Below are 17,164 nucleotides of genomic sequence, written 5' to 3'. Positions count from 1 at the left end.
CAAACAAAACCCTCCCGAATCGGGAGGGTTTTGTTTTGGCTGAGCGGTGCTTGGGGTTTGGTGTGGGTGGGGCCGGTTGCGATGGGCGGCGTCAAGCTGTTGGTCATGCTGGGATTGGTAGTTTGTTAGCTAGTCGGCTTTGGTGAATAGAAGTTGTGGCCTTAAATCAGTTACGGAGTATCACCGTATCGCCATCTATTTCTATTTTTCTTCCAAGGCGATAAATTGCTAGGCACTTTTTAATTCGCGTTTCAGAGTCACTTGTTGTTCTAGAGATGTGCAAAAGTCGGCATATGACTCGAGCAAGCTCGCTTAAGCTGGTGGCTCCATGTTGAGTCAACACATAAACCGCTAGATTGCACAGTTCTTCGAGACAAACCTCACTAAGCTGACGCCTGCTGCCATCCGTGTCATCGGCAATTCTAAACTCTTGCCATTGCTCGGGTTGCGAAAACTCTGGCCAGTAGAAGGTCGTTTCCTTGTCCGCAGTTTTAATCACCGTAGCTGCCAAAAGAGAACGTAATAGTTCCTCGATGCGTCTCCCGGTTCTAGCCAAGCCCCAGGCACGTGCTACCTTGCGGAATAACACTGTGTCGGCAATTGGCCCCTCAGTATTAATTATCTGAGAAAGCTGTTCAGCCAGAATCTTTTGAGATGCCGGGTCATAGAATTGGTCGGAATTTCCTCCCGTGATTTCTGTACTACGGTAGGCCGGAAGCTTTTGCATTGCGGCTGGCTCTGGTTGAGTCATCTTTGCGTAAGCCGCCACCTCGACAGCCTCTGACTCAGAAATTTTTGCACTTCCAGTGTTAAGTTCTTTGGGAGCTTCCTTGTCGGATGGCTCAACGATCAGAAGATATTCCAGCCTTGCCAGAATCTTCTGCATTGGTTCGTTGGGATCGCGCCACCAGTCGGTTGACCAAATTCTGTGCAGCTCCCAGCCAAGCCCTTCTAGAATGAGGTGGCGTAGGCGGTCGCGGTCACGCGCTGTGGCTGCCGAATGATAGGTCGCCCCGTCACACTCGATACCCAGCAAATAGCGTCCTGAGGCACGCGGGTCGACAACACCTATATCGATGCGATAGCCGGATACCCCAACTTGGGAATGCACGGCCCAACCCTTCTCGCGCAGTTGATTGATAACCTGCTTTTCAAATGGGCTATCCGGCTCCAATCCGGTCGGACTGATTTGTTCGATGAGCGCGCGCGGCCCACGAATTGCGAAATCAAGGTAATTCTTGAGGTCTCGAACCCCGGCAGCCCGAACACGAGACAGGTCAATCTGCTCTGGCATCAAGGTACTAAAGATAACAACCCCCTGTCTGGCACGAGACACCGCGACGTTCAAACGGCGATGCCCCCCCTCCAGGTTCAGTGGTCCGAAATTCAATGCTACCTTGCCAGCGGCGTCCGGTCCGTAGGTTATCGAGAAATAGATGATGTCCCGTTCGTCGCCTTGGACATTTTCCAGGTTCTTAACGAACAATGGTTCAATGGTGCCTTCGGCGATGGCTTGGTCCAGCTTGGTCGAGGCTCGGCGACGAGCATCGAGCAGATTTTCAATCAGACTTTGCTGAGCTTGGTTGAACGTCACCACACCGAGAGACTGCTTTCTTCCCTCGGGCGAAAGGTAGTGCTGCTCGATGGCGGCCACAATCGCTTCTGCTTCGGCGCGATTGGTTCGAGAACCGCCTCGGTCATACACCCCTTGAACCCATTCAAGGCGGACAGCAGTATCTTCCGTTACCGGGGACGGGAAGGTAACGAGCCGATTGTCGTAGTAAGTCGCATTGCTAAAGGTAATCAGGCTCTCGTGCCGGCTACGGTAGTGCCAATCCAACCCGAGCTTGGGCAGGCCAATGCTCAAGCACTCGTCCAGAATGCTTTCGAGGTCTTGCACCTCGTCCTCGCCAAGGTTGCCGTCATCCTCATCGACGCGATTGAAGAAGTTAGTCGGTGGAAGCTGCTTGGGGTCTCCAACACAAACCAGCTGTTTGCCGCGCGCAATTGCACCTACGGCATCCCAAACTGGGATTTGCGAGGCCTCGTCGAAAATGACCACATCGAACGGCAGATGCCCGGCTTCCAGATACTGTGCAACGGACAAGGGGGACATCAACAGACAAGGCTTCAGCTTCGACAGCAGCGTCGGAAGGTTCTTAATCAACTGCCGTATTGGCGTGTGGTTCCGCTGCTTTGTCAGTTCTCGACGAAGCTTGCCCATTTCCGAGTCGGCGCCAGGTGCCAAAGTGGTACTGGAGGGAATTTGGCCGGACAGCTTTGCAACAACATACTGCTGGGTCAGCTTCTGGAAACGCTCGTCTGATTCCTTGAATTCGGCAATTTTCCGTTCGTGGTCCGCACTGGAAAATGTGCAAAGCACCGGTTCCCGGTCCATGGCTTTCCGGACCCACCAGCTTTGATAGGTGTATTCGAAAAACTCGGCAATATCCGCCAGCGCAACTTCGCCAGCTTCAAGGGAGCGAACAATGCCAGGCAGGCCGGAGCTGATGACCTTTTCCCTGTTGTTTTGCCAGAGGCACCAAGGTTGAATTTGGTGGGCCGCATGTTGCCATCCCTGCAGTTGAGCCAGTAGGCGCTGAATCGCTCCCGAGGCATGTGGCTCCTCGATAAACGTGTTCTGGGCACCACTCAGCTCTGCGGCACGATGCATTTCGCTGACCAGTTGTCGGTGGGCATCACGATAGCGAACCAAGGCCCCGCCCAAAACACCATCAGCCCGAAGCATTGACCGATTCTCGGTCACGTAGGGCAAGAGCTTGCTCAACAACGCGCCATGAAGCGCAACATCGCCTGCAGCCAGTTGGGCCAGTGCGTCGGAATATTCTTTTGCCCACTTTTCATGAAAATCAACAGCATTCCAGTCCGTCTTGTGGGCGTTGAACTCATCCTGGAGAAGCGCAATTGCTTCCGCCCCCATGGCGGCCAACTCCTTGTCTTCGGCATTGAGTTTGCGAAGACTTCCTATGAGGTCGTTAGCTTCGCTCTCGGTCGGTGTCTTGTGGTCAATCCGGTATAGTCCGAAACGCTTTAGGCATGCTCGCTTGGCAAGCCAACTCTTGGGCCACCAGGTGCTGTTGGCCTCTCCCCACTGCATCTCGAGCTCTTGGCCATTCAGGTTTGCCACTTCTTCACGGTAAGTGCCCTCGAAGGTTTTCCAGGCAGCCTCGCGCTGCAGGCCATGATGGCGGAGCATTTTCAGGCGATTTCTAGCGACCTCATCGGTTGCTGCACGGGCAACCCCAACCGGAACAGTCGGCGCTTTCAACAGAACGTCGGCGAGCTGGTCCAGGGCCGCAAGTTCGGACCATGAAGAACCATTTTCAGGCCTTCCCAGCAGATGGAGAAATGGCGCTATCCGTTCTTGGAGCGTGGATGCCACTAACGAAAGGCCATGGGCGGCATCCAGCAATTCTTGTTGCCAAGTTGGCGTCCAGGCTGTCCACTTAATCGCCATGAGCGGATGGGCGCTGAGGTCGTGGAGTTGACCCGCGAGAGCCGCCATTTGCCGACACAGCGTTCGAAGGATGTCGAGGTCTTTCCGGCTGTGCTGGTTGGGGTCCACCCAATCAAGGGTGGCAGGCTTCCAATGCGCGTATTTGATGCAAGTCCCTATTGCATCGTAGATGGCCAGGTCGTTCGGATGGGTTTTGTGAAGCGCGCCAACCAAAGCGTTCAACTCACCGCGCAAGCCAGCAAGTCTTTCAGCCTCAAGCTCCCAATCCTTAACGGTTTTGGCGTTGCCTGCATCCAAGGCCTTGCCCAACTGCGTGAGGACTTCAGATTTCTTGGCCTTGGCTGAGTGCAATTCGAGGCAAAACGGCCCTAGTCCGATTGAGTTCAGCCGGCGATGGACGACCTCAAGCGCCGCCATTTTCTCGGATACGAAGAGCACTGTTTTGCCCGTCGCCAATAGGTGGCAAATCAGGTTGGTGATGGTTTGGCTCTTACCTGTGCCAGGAGGGCCTTCCAGGACCAGGTTACTTCCCGAGTCTGCCACGCAAATTGCGCGCAGCTGCGACGAGTCCGAAAGCATCGGAGTGTACAGCTGTTGTGGCGTAAAACGCTCATCGAGCGTATCTGCGGAGAACTCCGGGTCTGACTCGCTGAAGGCCTTGCCCGGGTTATTGATGAGGTGGGCAACGACCGCATTCTCTTGAAGCTGCTTCTGACGGTCCTGCAGGTCCTTCCACATCAGGTATTTCGTGAAGGAGAAGATGCCTAAATGCACCTGTTCTTTCACTTCCCAGCCCGGCATTTCAGTGATGGCTAGGCGGAACGTTTGGAAGATTTTCTCAACGTCCAGCCCTTTGTCGTCAGTCGGTAGAACCTCGAACGACGGCATCTTGAGCTGAAAGTCGTTTGCAAGCTTTTGGAGAAGCGTGGGATTGACCAGCGCATCATCATCGTGTCGAGTCAGACGGAATCCCGTTCTCACCGATTGGCGAGTAATCGTCACGGGAATGAGCAAAATCGGGGCGAGATGATTGGCTTCAGAGTTCTTGTCTTCCTTCCACTGCAATAGGCCAAAGACCAGGAAGAGCGTATTGACTCCTCCTTCTTCCTTACCGGTTTCTGCCGCACGGAAAATCTCGGTCAGCCGGTCGTCGAGCTTATCTTCCGGAATGTCTACTACAAGCTCGTTTTTGGCGAGCGCATCTTCAGCAAAAGCCAGCAGAGGCGTTTGCCCGGTTCGCCCCTTGAACACGGCTGCAGCACGAGGGTCTGTGCCGTCCATGACTTGCGGTGAAGATTTGACCCGAAACTCGCGTCCCTCCGATAGCTTGTCTTCCAGCGCACCTGGGTCATGGGAAATAACCTTTAGGTTGCTCTTGGTAGGTTTGAAGTTCAGCAAACGGTTGCGTAGCGTGAGGTCAAGCAGCTTGCTTTTCCACTTGGCCAGGCGACCTTCTGGCGTATCTGGGGTGGAAACGTCGGTCGGAGGCAGTAGCTCGGGGTCCAGAGGTGGCATGGACGGCATATCTTCAATGGAGGGAGGCGCCTCTTCTGCAATCGCGATGGTAGGCTCCTGCGCAGTTGAACGGGAGGGGAGCGCACGAATCTGAAGCTCTCGAGCGCGACGAATATCGACTGCGTAATGGAATTTCTCCTCTTCTTCGAGGTAAGCATCCCCTGTTGAGCACGCCCAGCGGAGGGACGGCTTTTGGTCAGAGGCAATACCCGTGGTTTCCAGCGTCAAGAATTCGCCAGATTTGACACGCTTTCGTACGGCCATCACGTCATCAACGACTGAGGTCGGAAAGCTTGTCTCAATCAGCCATACGCCAATCCACGCGTGGCCTTCCTTGAAGAGGACAACCGGGTGCAGTCCTGCTTGTTCAAAGCAGGAGGCAAAGAGCATGGCCAGGTCGAGGCAGGTGGCCACCCGACCATCAAAAATACGTTCAGGCGTTCTAATCTTTTGGCCGTCAGAACCAAAAGAAGCTGGCGGATTTGAGTAGTGCAGTCCCTCGGCCAGAAGCGCGCTGTAAATGGCCGATACCTGTTTCCATACCCGCTCTCGGTTCTTCGATTGGTAGCCATCGAGCGATAGCCCTGCGTCGCTTTTACGTAGCAATGCAGAAGCTTTGCCGAGTAAGCGGTCGACAATGACTGAGTTCGGCATACTGAAGGCTGCAAGCAGCTCAGGAAGGCTTCTCGTACCGGCCCACTGGTCATAAGCAAGCACCTCGATCGGATGATTGATTTCTGTTTGTGCTTTGCTATCTGCTAATGCTTTGATTCGAATTGAGGCTTTCTCAGCTTCGTCTAGCTTGATGAGGTACGCGTGGTCGGGCTGAAGGTCGACCGGAGAAATGGTTCGAGACTCACCTGGAGAGAGCTGCTCAAAATGGAAGCGGGTGCCTTGAGCAAATGCGGGAGTACAGGAAACGAGTATATCTACAGAGTTCAGCGTCTCTTCGTAGTTGTTTTTCACGATGAGGGAGCGCATAACCGGGATGTTGTTTTGGATGGCAACATACCCCGTGGTGAGGTCTGCAATCACTTTCAGTTCTAATGCCGGTGATGTTGCTTCTAGCCCATTCAACATTTCGGTCGCCATCAAATTTCCCTCTTTTCCGAGAATTTAGTCCCACGCCACTCGATGAAGCATAAATCAACATTATATTTGCTGGGTATGTGCTAGGTATAGAGATTTGTGTTTTGGCATATGATTTCCGGCCATGGATGATACGGCGGGGGTTGGGATGCGTAAGTCCTATAGGCAATGTTTTTCTCGAATCGCGAATGTCCGATACTGACCGCTGGCAGCCATACTGCTACTGTTGTAGGATTTATACTGAAGAGTAGCCGTTGGTATAAGTCACAACCAAGCCATTCTTTAGAAGGGCCGTGACATAAGCGTAGAGCGCTTGTGGTGACTGTGAAAATGAAAAAAGCCCGCGTCTCGATGAGCGCGGGCTTTTGTCTGTGCAGGACAATACAGTGGATCAGAACGGAATGTCGTCGTCCATGTCGTCCATGCGCGGGGCTGCTTTCGGCTCCTGGCGGCGCGGGGCGGCCGGGGCTTCCTGGCGCTGGGCCGGGGCGTTGTAGCCGTAGCCGTCGTCCATGCCGCCGCCCATGCCGCTGGAGGCGCCGCCGCCCATTTCATTGCGGCCGCCTTGCAGGCTCAGTTCGTTGACGCGCACGTCCGGGGAAACGCGCTTGTTGCCGTCCTTGTCCTGCCATTCGCGCAGGGTCAGTTGGCCGTATACGGTCACTTGCTGGCCTTTGGCCAGATAGTTCTTCAGCGACTCACCGCGCTTGCCCCAAACCTGGCAGCTGAACCAGTTGGTGCTCTTGCGTTCGCCGAAGCCGATGTCGCTGGCCACGCGGAACGACAGGACGGGTTCGCCGCTCGGGGTGTAGCGCAGTTCGGCGTCGGCGGCCAGGCGGCCGTCAAAGGTGATGCTGTTCATTCAATTCTCCGGATAAGTTCAAACTGCTTGGCCCGCGCCGCGAAGGCGGCGTTGCATGGCGGCGGCGCGGCGGCTTGGCGTCGCATCGGCTTGCCGATGGTAACCAGGTCGGTTGGCCGCATTGGCGGGTCGCAGACCGAAAGGACAGATCGGCAACCGGGCGCAGGCCCAATGATTGGGGGCTATTATACACGGCAATCGGCACTGCTTTGCTATCAATGGGCGCGATGCGGAACCGCTGGCGCGGGTGAGTCAGGCGCTGGCCGGGAACCTGCGGCGATGAATAGAGTCTGTCTGAGTCTGTTTGAAAGGATGAAAGCATGAACAAGAACGCTGTAGTGGCCGCCCTGGTGGCGGTAAGCCTGGCCGGTTGCGCCAATATGAGCGACACGCAGAAGGGCGTGGGCGGCGGGGCGGCCATCGGCGCCGGCGTGGGCGCGGCTATCGGCGCCTTGACCGCGGGCGGCCATGGCGGCCGCAGCGCGGCTACCGGCGCCGCCATCGGCGGCTTGCTGGGCGCGGGCGGCGGTTATCTGTGGTCGCAGCACATGCAGAAGCAGAAGGAGGCGATGGAGCAGGCGACCAAGGGCACCGGCATTGGCGTGAGCCAGACGGCCGACAACCGGCTGAAGATCAACATTCCCAGCGACGCTTCCTTCGATACCGGCAGCTACGCGCTGAAGCCCAGCCTGAAGCCGGTGCTGGACAAGCTGGCGGCCACGCTGCAGCAGAATCCGGTCACCTCGGTCAATATCATCGGCCATACCGACAACACCGGCAGCGACGCGATCAACAATCCGCTGTCGGTCAACCGCGCCAAGGCGACGCAGGGCTACATCGCGTCCCGCGGCGTGGACATCAACCGCATCGGCATAGACGGCCGCGGCTCGCGCGAGCCGGTGGCGGACAACGGCACCGTGTCCGGCCGCGCGATGAATCGCCGCGTGGAGATTTTCGTGGCGGAGCCGGCGCAGAAGTAAGCCGGCGTTTGGTCTTGGCGTAAAAAGGGCGGCACCCGTTCGGGGCCGCCCTTGTCGCGTCTGGATGGCGGGGAGCTTAGAAGGTGGCGTCTATCAGCCGCTTCACTTCGGCCTCGTCCCATTGCTGCTGCGATACCTTCAAATACGCCACCCGGTCGGTCAGCAATACCGAGGCCTCGTGGACGCCGGCCACGCCGGCCAGCTCGCGCGACAGCGCGGCGGCGTCGCCCTGCCACGATTCGCCGATGTGCAGCATTACCGAACGCACCGCCTTGGGCGGCTGCATGCCCAGCGACCACGCCAGCCACGACAGCATCAGCAGCGTGGTGAAGCCGAACACGCCGGCCGGGCCGTAGTGGCTGTACAGCCAGCCGCCGGCGGCCGCGCCCAAAAACAGGCCGAACGATTGCGAGGTGTTGTACACGCCGATGGCGGTGCCCTTGGCGTCGGCCGGGGCGATCTTGGAGATCAGCGAGGGCAGGGTGGCTTCCAGGATGTTGAAGGCGATGAAGTACAGCGACAGCCAGGCGGCGATCTGCCAGAAGCTGTCCAGCGCCAGCGCCATGCCCAGCTGGGCCGCGGTCATCAGCGCGATGGCGCCGATGAATACCGGCTTCAGCCTGGCTTTTTTCTCGCCGTAGATGATGGCCGGCACCATCAGGATGAAGCCTATCAGCGTCACCGGCAGGTACACCTGCCAGTGCTGGGATTTGTCCAGATGGCCGGTTTTGATCAGCGCGAACGGAATGGTGACGAACATCGCCATCTGCGCCGCGTGCAGCGCGAAGATGCCGTAGTTGAGGCGCAGCAGCTGGCTGTCTTTCAGCACGGTGGGCAGGCGTTTGGCGTTGGCTTCGGTGTCGGAGTGGAAGCGCGATACCGTCGGGTCGGGTATCACCAGCCATACGCCTATCAGCGCCGCCAGCGACAAAAAGCCGGTGAGGGCGAAGATGCCGTTGACGCCGATGTATTTGGCCAGCACCGGGCCGGCCACCAGGCTCACCGCGAAGGTGGTGCCGATGGACATGCCTATCATCGCCATCGCCTTGGTGCGGTTTTCCTCGCGGGTGAGGTCGGCCAGCAGCGCGGTGATGGCGGCGGAAATGGCGCCGGCGCCCTGTATCACCCGGCCCAGCGTCAGGGTGGCGATGTCGTGCGCGCCGGCGGCGACGAAGCTGCCGACGGCGAACAGGAGCAGGCCGCCGTAGATCACTTTTTTGCGGCCTATCTTGTCCGACAGCATGCCCAGCGGCAGCTGCAGGATGGCCTGGGTCAGGCCGTAGCTGCCCAGCGCGATGCCGATCAGGGTATGGTTGTCGGCGCCCTTGAGCGTGTTGGCGTACAGGGCGAAGACGGGCAGGATCAGGAACATGCCCAGCATGCGCAGGGCGTAGATACCGGCCAGCCCCAGGCTGGCCCGCAATTCGGTGGCATTCATGCGGTGTGTGGTCTGGTTTGCGTAATGTGTTTAACGACCGCGCCGGCAAATGGATGACGGCGCAACATTCAGCGGCGCCGCAGCGGGATCTGCCTGCGATAGGCAAAGACAGGTGGAGCCTGCCCGGCCAAGTCGGGTATATTAACAGGTTCCCTGACCGACGGTGAGTAACAGCTTCTTATGGACAGCATCCGTATCCGTGGCGCCCGCACCCACAATCTGAAAAACGTCAACCTGGACCTGCCGCGCAACCAGTTGATCGTGATTACCGGCCTGTCCGGCTCCGGCAAGTCCTCGCTCGCTTTCGACACGCTGTATGCCGAGGGCCAGCGCCGCTATGTGGAAAGCCTGTCGGCCTACGCGCGTCAGTTTCTGCAGCTGATGGAAAAACCCGATGTGGACTTGATCGAGGGCCTGAGCCCGGCCATCTCCATCGAGCAGAAGGCCACCAGCCACAATCCGCGCTCCACCGTCGGCACCGTCACCGAAATCCATGACTACCTGCGCCTGTTGTTCGCCCGCGTCGGCGATCCGCACTGCCCTGAGCACAACGTGCCGCTGTCCAGCCAGACCGTCAGCCAGATGGTGGACCACGTGCTGGCGCTGCCGGAGGAAACGCGGGTGATGATCCTGGCGCCGGTCATCGTCGGCCGCAAGGGCGAAAACCTGGACCTGTTCGACGACCTGCGCGCGCAGGGTTTCGTCCGGGTGCGGGTGGACGGCGAAGTGTACGAGCTGGACGCGGTGCCCAAGCTGGACAAGAACAAGAAACACACCGTCGAAGTGGTGATAGATCGGCTGAAAGTGCGCGCCGACATGCAGCAGCGGCTGGCCGAAAGCTTCGAGACCGCGCTGCGCCACGCCGAGGGCCGCGCCATCGCCGTGGAAATGGATGGCGGCAAGGAGCACTGGTTCTCCGCCAAGTTCGCTTGCCCGGTGTGCAGCTACAGCCTGCCGGAGCTGGAGCCGCGGCTGTTCTCGTTCAACAACCCGATGGGCGCCTGTCCCAAATGCGACGGCTTGGGCGAGATCACTTTCTTCGACCCGCGCCGGGTGGTCGCCCATCCGGAGCTGTCGCTCGCCTCCGGCGCGATCAAGGGCTGGGACAAGCGCAACCAGTTTTACTACCAGATGCTGTTGGCGCTGGGCGAGCATTACGGCTTTTCGGTCAATGACCTGGCCTTCGAAGACCTGCCGGAGAAGGTGCGCAATGTGGTGCTGCACGGCTCCGGCCGCGACAGCATCGAATTCAGCTATATGTCGGAGAAGGGCGCCAAATTCACCCGCGCCCATCCGTTCGAGGGCATCATCCCCAATCTGGAGCGCCGCTACCGCGAAACCGACTCGATGGCGGTGCGCGAGGAGCTGGCCAAATACCAGAACAACCAGGCCTGCCCGCATTGCAGCGGCTCGCGGCTGCGGCTGGAGGCGCGCCACGTGTTCATCGGCACGCGCACGCTGCATGAAATCAACCAGCTGCCGCTGAAGGAAACAGCGGACTTCTTCGAGGGATTGGAATTCACCGGCCAGAAGCAGGCGGTGGCGGAGAAGATCGTCAAGGAAATCCGGGAGCGGGTGTCCTTCCTCAATAATGTTGGCCTGGATTACCTGAACCTGTCGCGCTCCGCCGACACCCTGTCCGGCGGCGAGGCGCAGCGCATCCGGCTGGCCAGCCAGATCGGCTCCGGCCTGACCGGCGTGATGTACGTGCTGGACGAGCCGTCCATCGGCCTGCACCAGCGCGACAACGACCGCCTGCTGGGCACGTTGAAGCGGCTGCGCGACCTGGGCAACAGCGTGATCGTGGTGGAGCACGACGAGGACGCGATCCGCGAGGCCGATTACCTGGTGGACATGGGCCCCGGCGCCGGCGAGCACGGCGGCGAGGTGCTGGTGGCCGGCACCCCGGCCGATGTGGCCGCCAGCGAGAATTCGGTCACCGGCGCCTTTCTGTCCGGCCGCCGCAAGATCGCGCTGCCGGGCGGCCGCCGCGAACTGGGCGAGGACCGGATGCTGCGGCTGATCGGCGCCACCGGCAACAACCTGAAGGATGTGACGCTGGATCTGCCGCTGGGCGGCCTGGTGTGCATCACCGGCGTGTCCGGCTCCGGCAAGTCCACGCTGATCAACGACACGCTGTACAAGATCGCCGCGCGCGACTTGAACGGCGCCAGCGAGGAGCCGTCGCCGTACCGCGAGATCAAGGGCCTGGATCAGCTGGACAAGGTGATCAACGTCGACCAGAGCCCGATCGGCCGCACGCCGCGCTCCAACCCGGCCACCTACACCGGCCTGTTCACGCCTATCCGAGAGCTGTTCTCCGGCGTGCCGCTGGCGCGCGAGCGCGGCTACGGCCCGGGGCGCTTCTCGTTCAACGTCAAGGGCGGCCGCTGCGAGGCCTGCCAGGGCGACGGCGTGATCAAGGTGGAGATGCACTTCCTGCCCGATATCTACGTGCCCTGCGACGTCTGCCACGGCAAGCGCTATAACCGCGAGACGCTGGAAGTGCAGTACAAGGGCAAGAGCATCCAGGAAGTGTTGGAGATGACGGTGGAGCAGGCGCTGGAGTTCTTCGCCGTGGTGCCGCCGGTGGCGCGCAAGCTGAAAACGCTGATGGACGTCGGTCTCGGCTACATCCGCCTGGGCCAGAGCGCCACCACGCTGTCCGGCGGCGAGGCGCAGCGGGTGAAGCTGGGCCTGGAACTCTCCAAGCGCGATACCGGCCGAACGCTGTATATTCTGGATGAGCCCACCACCGGCCTGCACTTCCACGATATCGACCTGCTGCTGCAAGTGCTGCACCGCCTGCGCGAGAGCGGCAATACCGTGGTGGTGATCGAGCACAATCTGGACGTGATCAAGACCGCGGACTGGTTGATCGACCTGGGGCCGGAAGGCGGCGCCGGCGGCGGCCAGATCCTGGTCAGCGGCACGCCGGAGCAGGTGGCGGCCCATCCGGCCAGCCACACCGGCCGCTATCTGGCGCCGCTGCTGGAACGAGACAAGAAATAAAATCAAGGCGCCGGTTCGTCCGGCGACACACCACCGCACATCAAGAGGTAGGCATGCTGAGCTTAGGCAAGATCGATCACATCCACATCCGCGTCAAGGACGTGGCCGCGGCCCTGAAATGGTACCAGCGTGTGCTGGGGCTGAGTCAGGATGCCCGCTACAAGACCGACGGCGAGCACAACAACGCCATGCTGGCCAACGCCAGCGGCAATGTGCGGCTGGCCATCAGCGAGGACGCGGACGCAGCGGCGTCCGGGGCGCAGGGCGCGGTGGCCTTCGTGGTCAGCGGCCAGGAATTCGTCGAATGGATAGACCAGCTGGCGGGCGAGCGCGTCACCAACCGCGAGGGCCAGACCATCGCCCGCGACTCGGTGCATGACCACCGCTTCTTCTGCGCGCTGTCCTTCGTCGATCCGTTCGGCAATCCGTTCGAGATCGTCAGCTACGACCACACCTGGCTGGTCGGAAAATTGAAGCTGGGCGGCCAGCTGGCCGTCTGATTCGCGAGATTTCCGACACCCGCCGCCAGCGGGTGTTTTTCTTTGAGGAGGCCATCATGGGCCATTACTTGGTCGACAATCCCGCGCCTGAGGATGTCGCTGCGCTGCCGGGCCTGACGCTGCTGGAATTCGGTGTCGACTGGTGTCCGCATTGCCAGGGCGCGCAGCCCTTGCTGGCGCAGTTCTTGTCCGCGCATCCTGGCTTGCGCCATCTGGCGCTGGAGGATGGCAAGGGCAAGCGGCTGGGGCGGGTGTTTCGCGTCAAGCTGTGGCCATCGTTCATTCTGCTGCGCGATGGCGTGGAGCTGGCGCGGGCGGCGCGGCCGCAAGATGCGGCCGAGCTGGAGGCGCTGCTCGCGCCGTAAAAGGGTTTGATGCCGATTTTGCGCGGCGGCTCGCCGGCTTTAGCAGATTTTTAGGCGGCTTTGGCTATCTTGCCTGTCCGGGCCTGATTCATGCAAATGGGTTGCATGGGCAGGTTCCGACGTGATGGAGATATCCATGTTCGAACTGGGCAAAAGCTATACCCGCGAAGAAATCCACGCCGTGGTCGGCGGCAACAAACACTCCTACCTGCCGCGCAAGAAGGGCAAGGTGGTGGCCGCCTGCCTGCGGCCGGATCTGAATCCGGACGCGCCCCATGTCATCCTGTGCAACTCCTGCCCGCCGGAGCGCACCGCCGGCGAACAGCTGGCGCGCCAGGGCGGGGCGATCCCGGTATTCCTGAAGCAGAGCGCCAGCAGCTGGGCCTATCAGGGCATGTTCCGGGTGGTGGGCAACGAAACCCACCCGCAAGCGTGCGCGCCGCACGCCGCCCGCAGCGCCTGGACCGCGGGGCAGATCAAGCAGGTGCTGACGCTGGAAAAGCAGGTGCAATTCTGAAATGAAGCGAAGAATCGGGCCGGGCGCCGTGGCTGAGCGGCGTCCGGCCCGTTCGCGTTGCGGCCGGGCTAGACGGCCGCCTGGCGCAGAAAGCGCTCGGCTTCGGCCGGCGAGCGGAAATGCCGCCAGCGCAGCTGCGGGTAATCGGCTTGCGCCTTGGCGCGGCCGAAGTCGGCACGCAGCCGGCCATGGCTGGAAGCTACCCAGCGCAGAATGGAATCGCGCGACAGGAAGCTCTGGCGAAACGATTCGCGGTTGCCGTTCCATAGTTCCCGGCGGCTGATGCAGCGCCCCAGCGTGCGCCGGATGGCGCGGAAAAACACCAAGGGAAAGTCGTAGTCCAGCCAGATGATGTCGGTGGCGCGCGTCCAGAGCAGGTGGCGCGCCGCGCTGTAATTGCCGCTGATGATCCAGTTGGGCTGATCGGCGGCATGCCGGACCGATTGCAGGAAGGTCTCGGCGGGTCGCGGCGTCCAGCCGGGGCCCCAGTACAGCGGGTCGAGGTCGGCTGCCGGGATGCCGGTAGCCCGGGACAGTTTGCCGGCAAACGTGGTTTTGCCGGAGCAGCTGCAGCCTACGATCAGAATGCGCCTGGCGTCGGTCATGGCGGGGCTCGGGGTGGGAGGGGCGGTGATTCTAGCCGCGCTGGCGCGCCCGGTAAATTCTTTTCGCATAAAAAAGGGCCGGTTTGCCGGCCCCTTGTCGTTTATTTAACGCCCAATCGCCACAAACTGGTGATTTCGGCCTGGCGCGCCGCGCTCAGGCCGTCGATTTGTTCCACCGCTTTCTTGTGGCTGGGCTTGACGTCCAGCCTGCCCAGCACCGCGAGGCCGGCCTGGTCTATCCATTGCAGCAGTTGCTCGCGCGAACGCAGGCCCAGATGCTCGGCCAGGTCGGACAAGATCAGCCAGCCTTCGCCGCCGGGCAGCAGGTGCGCCGCCAGGCCGTCCAGGAAGCCGCGCAGCATGGCGCTGTCCGGGTCGTAGACCGCGTATTCGATCGCCGAGCTCGGCTTGGCCGGCAGCCAGGGCGGGTTGCACACCGCCAGCTGCGCCCGGCCTTCCGGGAACAGGTTGGCGCGCCGCAGCTCCACCCGGCCGTCCAGCTGCAGGCGCTGCAGATTGTCGGCGGCGCAGGCCAGCGCGCGCGGGTCCTGGTCGGTGGCCACCACGCGGGCCACGCCGCGCTTGGCCAGCAGCGCCGCCAGCACGCCGCTGCCGGTGCCGATGTCGAAGGCCAGCTCCGCGCCCGGCAGCGGGGCGTCGGCCGCCAGGTCGACGTATTCGCCGCGTATCGGCGCGAATACGCCGTAGTGAGGGTGGATGCGCGCGGCCAGCGCCTTCACTTCCACGCCTTTCTTGCGCCATTCGTGCGCGCCTACCAGGCCCAGGAGCTCGCGCAGCGACACCAGCGAGGCTTCGCCGCCTTCGCCGTAGGCTTCCCGGCAGGCCTGGCGCAAGTCGGGCGCGCGCCGCAGCGGGATGGCGTAGTCGGCGTCCAGCGGCAGCACCAGCCGCGACAGGATCTGCGCGCGGCGGCCTTGCGCCTGGCGGTGCAGGTGGAAGGATTCCAGCGGCGTGGCGCCGGGCTTGGCGCCCTTGCGGTCCACGCGCCGCGCCAGCGCCTGCAGCAGCTGGCGGGCGTTCTGGTAGTCGCCGCGCCACAGCAGGGTGCCGCCTTCGCAGGCCAGCTTGTAGGCGGCGTCGGCGGACAGGCTGTCGTCGGCGATCACGATGCGCTTGGGCGGCGGAAGTCCGGCTTCGGAGCGCCAGCGGGCGCTGCGTTCGGCGCCGGCTTCCTGCCAATGCGCGGTGGGGTGGTCGGCGGCGCCGGGCTGCTGGATGTCGGTCATGGCGTGGGGTCGGAAAGGGTGGGACGGCGGGAAAGGGCTGAATGGTAAACGCAAGCGGCCCGGCCGTCACCTGAAAAACGCGCCGGGCGGGCCGGCGCGTCGTCAGGGCTCATTTCAGCTTGATGCCCCAGTTGTCCTCCACGCAGTGCTGGTAGTTGCCGGCCTGCAGCGCGCTGTACGGCGTTTGGTAGCTGACCAGCTGGCACTGGTAGTCGTCGCCCCATTTCCAGTCCTTTTCCCAGTAGATGTTGTAGGCGGCGGAGCTGGCGGCGGTGAAGCGTTGCATATTGGCGCAGGACAGCTGCTCCGCGCCGTAATCCCAGCCCAGGTCATGGGCGAACTGCTTGTAGTAGTCGATGCGGTTCTGCGCGGCCTGGCGCTCGGTGCCGCCGCCGCATTCGCCGTTGATGATCTGGATGGTGGTGGCGAAGTTGTTGCCGGCGCCGGCGGCGATGTCGGCCGCGTTGGGCACCCAGGTGCCGTCTATCACGTGCAGCATGGACGGTTTGGGCGGCTGCGGGTAGACGAAGAAGAAGGTGGCGGAGGCGAGATTGAGCCAGGTGCTGGCCACCAGGTCCGGGTTCTGCAGCAGCACCGACTGGTCGCCGTTGTTCATCGCCTGCGAGAACGGGCCGTAGTTGTAGTTGTAGGACAGCTGCTTGGCGCCGCGGCCGAAATACTTCTTCCAGCTGCCGTCGGCGTTTTTGCCGCAGGTCCATACCTTGTTGAACACCGGGTCGTCGCATTCGGTGTTGTAGCCGCAGCCGGGGCCGCTGTCGGTGCAGCCCATTTCGCGCAGGTAGGCCAGGCCCTGGCGCCATTGCGGCACGGTGTCGCTGGCGTCGTGGTTGCCGGTTTCCTGGGCGAAGTGGGCGAACATGGTGGCCAGGCTGTGGCGACAGATGGCGTCGGCGTCGCGGCCGTCGCTGTAGTCGTCGCAGACGCCGGGGAACTTGGCCACCGCCTGCAGGAAGCGAGTGTAGGTGTAGCTGGGGTCGCGGCGGGTGAAGTAGTAGTCCCACTTGGCCGACGGCAGCAGGCGCTCCACGCGGCGCACGTTGACCGGGTTGGCGGCGCGGCCTGGCGACACCAGTTCCACCTGGTCGCTGGGCAGGGTGCGGATGGAGGCTTTCACCTTGCGGAAAAAGTCGTTGTTGGTGAGGTCGGCCTCATGCTGCAGCGCCTGCTGCAGCGTGGGGATGGGCGGCGCGGCGTCGTCCATGCGACGTACCGTCGCGCCGACGTGGGCGATCCAGGAGCCTTTGGGATTGGCGCCCGGCGTTTCGGCGCGGGTCGGCCATTTGGCCTGCCAGTCCCGGCCCTGCCATTGGACGACCTGGCCTTTCTGGTAGGCGATGTGGGCATTCCACGGGGCGGCCAGGGCGGAGCCGGCCAACAGCGTCAAGGCGAGTGCGACAAGTTTCATGGTGGACCCTTGTGGGATTCATGCCAAATGGCACGCAATACCACTATGGAACCAATTTGAAATATGTCAAATGATTTGCTTGCGGAAAGTCGCTGCTGGAGCTGGCTTGCGTCAAGGGGGAGAGGCGGCG

11 protein-coding genes are annotated in these 17,164 nt (G+C 61.5%); 5 read left to right on the top strand and 6 right to left on the bottom strand.

Annotated features, from left to right (window positions below; translation table 11 throughout):
• Window positions 1-166: 166 nt before the first annotated feature.
• Both U6115_RS15530 and U6115_RS15525 read right to left on the bottom strand, forming a co-directional pair.
• A complete protein-coding gene (locus U6115_RS15530; RefSeq protein ID WP_043577573.1) occupies window positions 167-6,085 on the bottom strand; it encodes a DUF3320 domain-containing protein in 5,919 nt (1,972 codons plus the stop codon).
• 388 nt (window positions 6,086-6,473) lie between these two features.
• On the bottom strand, window positions 6,474-6,944 hold the full coding sequence (locus U6115_RS15525) for a single-stranded DNA-binding protein (RefSeq protein ID WP_043577572.1): 471 nt from the start codon (window positions 6,942-6,944) through the stop codon (window positions 6,474-6,476).
• 320 nt (window positions 6,945-7,264) lie between these two features.
• Between U6115_RS15525 and U6115_RS15520 the strand changes: the two genes are divergently transcribed.
• Entirely contained in the window at window positions 7,265-7,924 is a 660-nt protein-coding gene (locus U6115_RS15520; RefSeq protein ID WP_043577569.1) for an OmpA family protein, read from the top strand.
• 76 nt (window positions 7,925-8,000) lie between these two features.
• Here U6115_RS15520 and U6115_RS15515 read toward each other — a convergent pair whose 3' ends face one another.
• Window positions 8,001-9,362, bottom strand: coding sequence for an MFS transporter (locus tag U6115_RS15515; protein ID WP_043577568.1), 1,362 nt, complete (start codon window positions 9,360-9,362; stop codon window positions 8,001-8,003).
• A 180-nt stretch (window positions 9,363-9,542) separates the two neighbouring features.
• On the opposite strand from U6115_RS15515, the gene uvrA reads away from it, so the two are divergent.
• The 4 genes from uvrA to U6115_RS15495 all read left to right on the top strand — a co-directional run bounded on the left by uvrA (window position 9,543) and on the right by U6115_RS15495 (window position 13,756).
• Window positions 9,543-12,374 (top strand): excinuclease ABC subunit UvrA, encoded by a 2,832-nt coding sequence (gene uvrA, locus U6115_RS15510; RefSeq protein ID WP_043577566.1) that lies wholly within the window; start codon window positions 9,543-9,545, stop codon window positions 12,372-12,374.
• A 53-nt stretch (window positions 12,375-12,427) separates the two neighbouring features.
• Entirely contained in the window at window positions 12,428-12,874 is a 447-nt protein-coding gene (locus tag U6115_RS15505) for a VOC family protein (protein WP_043577564.1), read from the top strand.
• A gap of 56 nt (window positions 12,875-12,930) precedes the next feature.
• Window positions 12,931-13,239: a thioredoxin family protein gene (locus U6115_RS15500; protein ID WP_043577562.1), complete on the top strand. Its 309-nt coding sequence runs from the start codon at window positions 12,931-12,933 to the stop codon at window positions 13,237-13,239.
• Window positions 13,240-13,375: 136 nt separating this feature from the next.
• A complete protein-coding gene (locus U6115_RS15495) occupies window positions 13,376-13,756 on the top strand; it encodes a hypothetical protein (protein ID WP_043578029.1) in 381 nt (126 codons plus the stop codon).
• Window positions 13,757-13,824: 68 nt separating this feature from the next.
• On the opposite strand, the gene U6115_RS15490 is transcribed toward U6115_RS15495, so the two are convergent.
• The 3 genes from U6115_RS15490 to U6115_RS15480 form a co-directional block, all read right to left on the bottom strand.
• On the bottom strand, window positions 13,825-14,361 hold the full coding sequence (locus U6115_RS15490) for a P-loop NTPase family protein (protein ID WP_043577559.1): 537 nt from the start codon (window positions 14,359-14,361) through the stop codon (window positions 13,825-13,827).
• A 101-nt stretch (window positions 14,362-14,462) separates the two neighbouring features.
• Complete coding sequence (locus tag U6115_RS15485) at window positions 14,463-15,608, bottom strand: methyltransferase (protein ID WP_043577556.1); 1,146 nt, start codon at window positions 15,606-15,608, stop codon at window positions 14,463-14,465.
• A gap of 109 nt (window positions 15,609-15,717) precedes the next feature.
• Window positions 15,718-17,034 (bottom strand): glycoside hydrolase family 19 protein, encoded by a 1,317-nt coding sequence (locus tag U6115_RS15480; RefSeq protein WP_043577554.1) that lies wholly within the window; start codon window positions 17,032-17,034, stop codon window positions 15,718-15,720.
• Window positions 17,035-17,164 lie beyond the last annotated feature (130 nt).

It is taken from the genome of Chromobacterium subtsugae, from assembly GCF_035919665.1.
Classification (GTDB): domain Bacteria; phylum Pseudomonadota; class Gammaproteobacteria; order Burkholderiales; family Chromobacteriaceae; genus Chromobacterium; species Chromobacterium subtsugae.
Note: the sequence above shows the minus strand (reverse complement) of the source record. Positions and strands in the feature narration are given on the sequence as shown.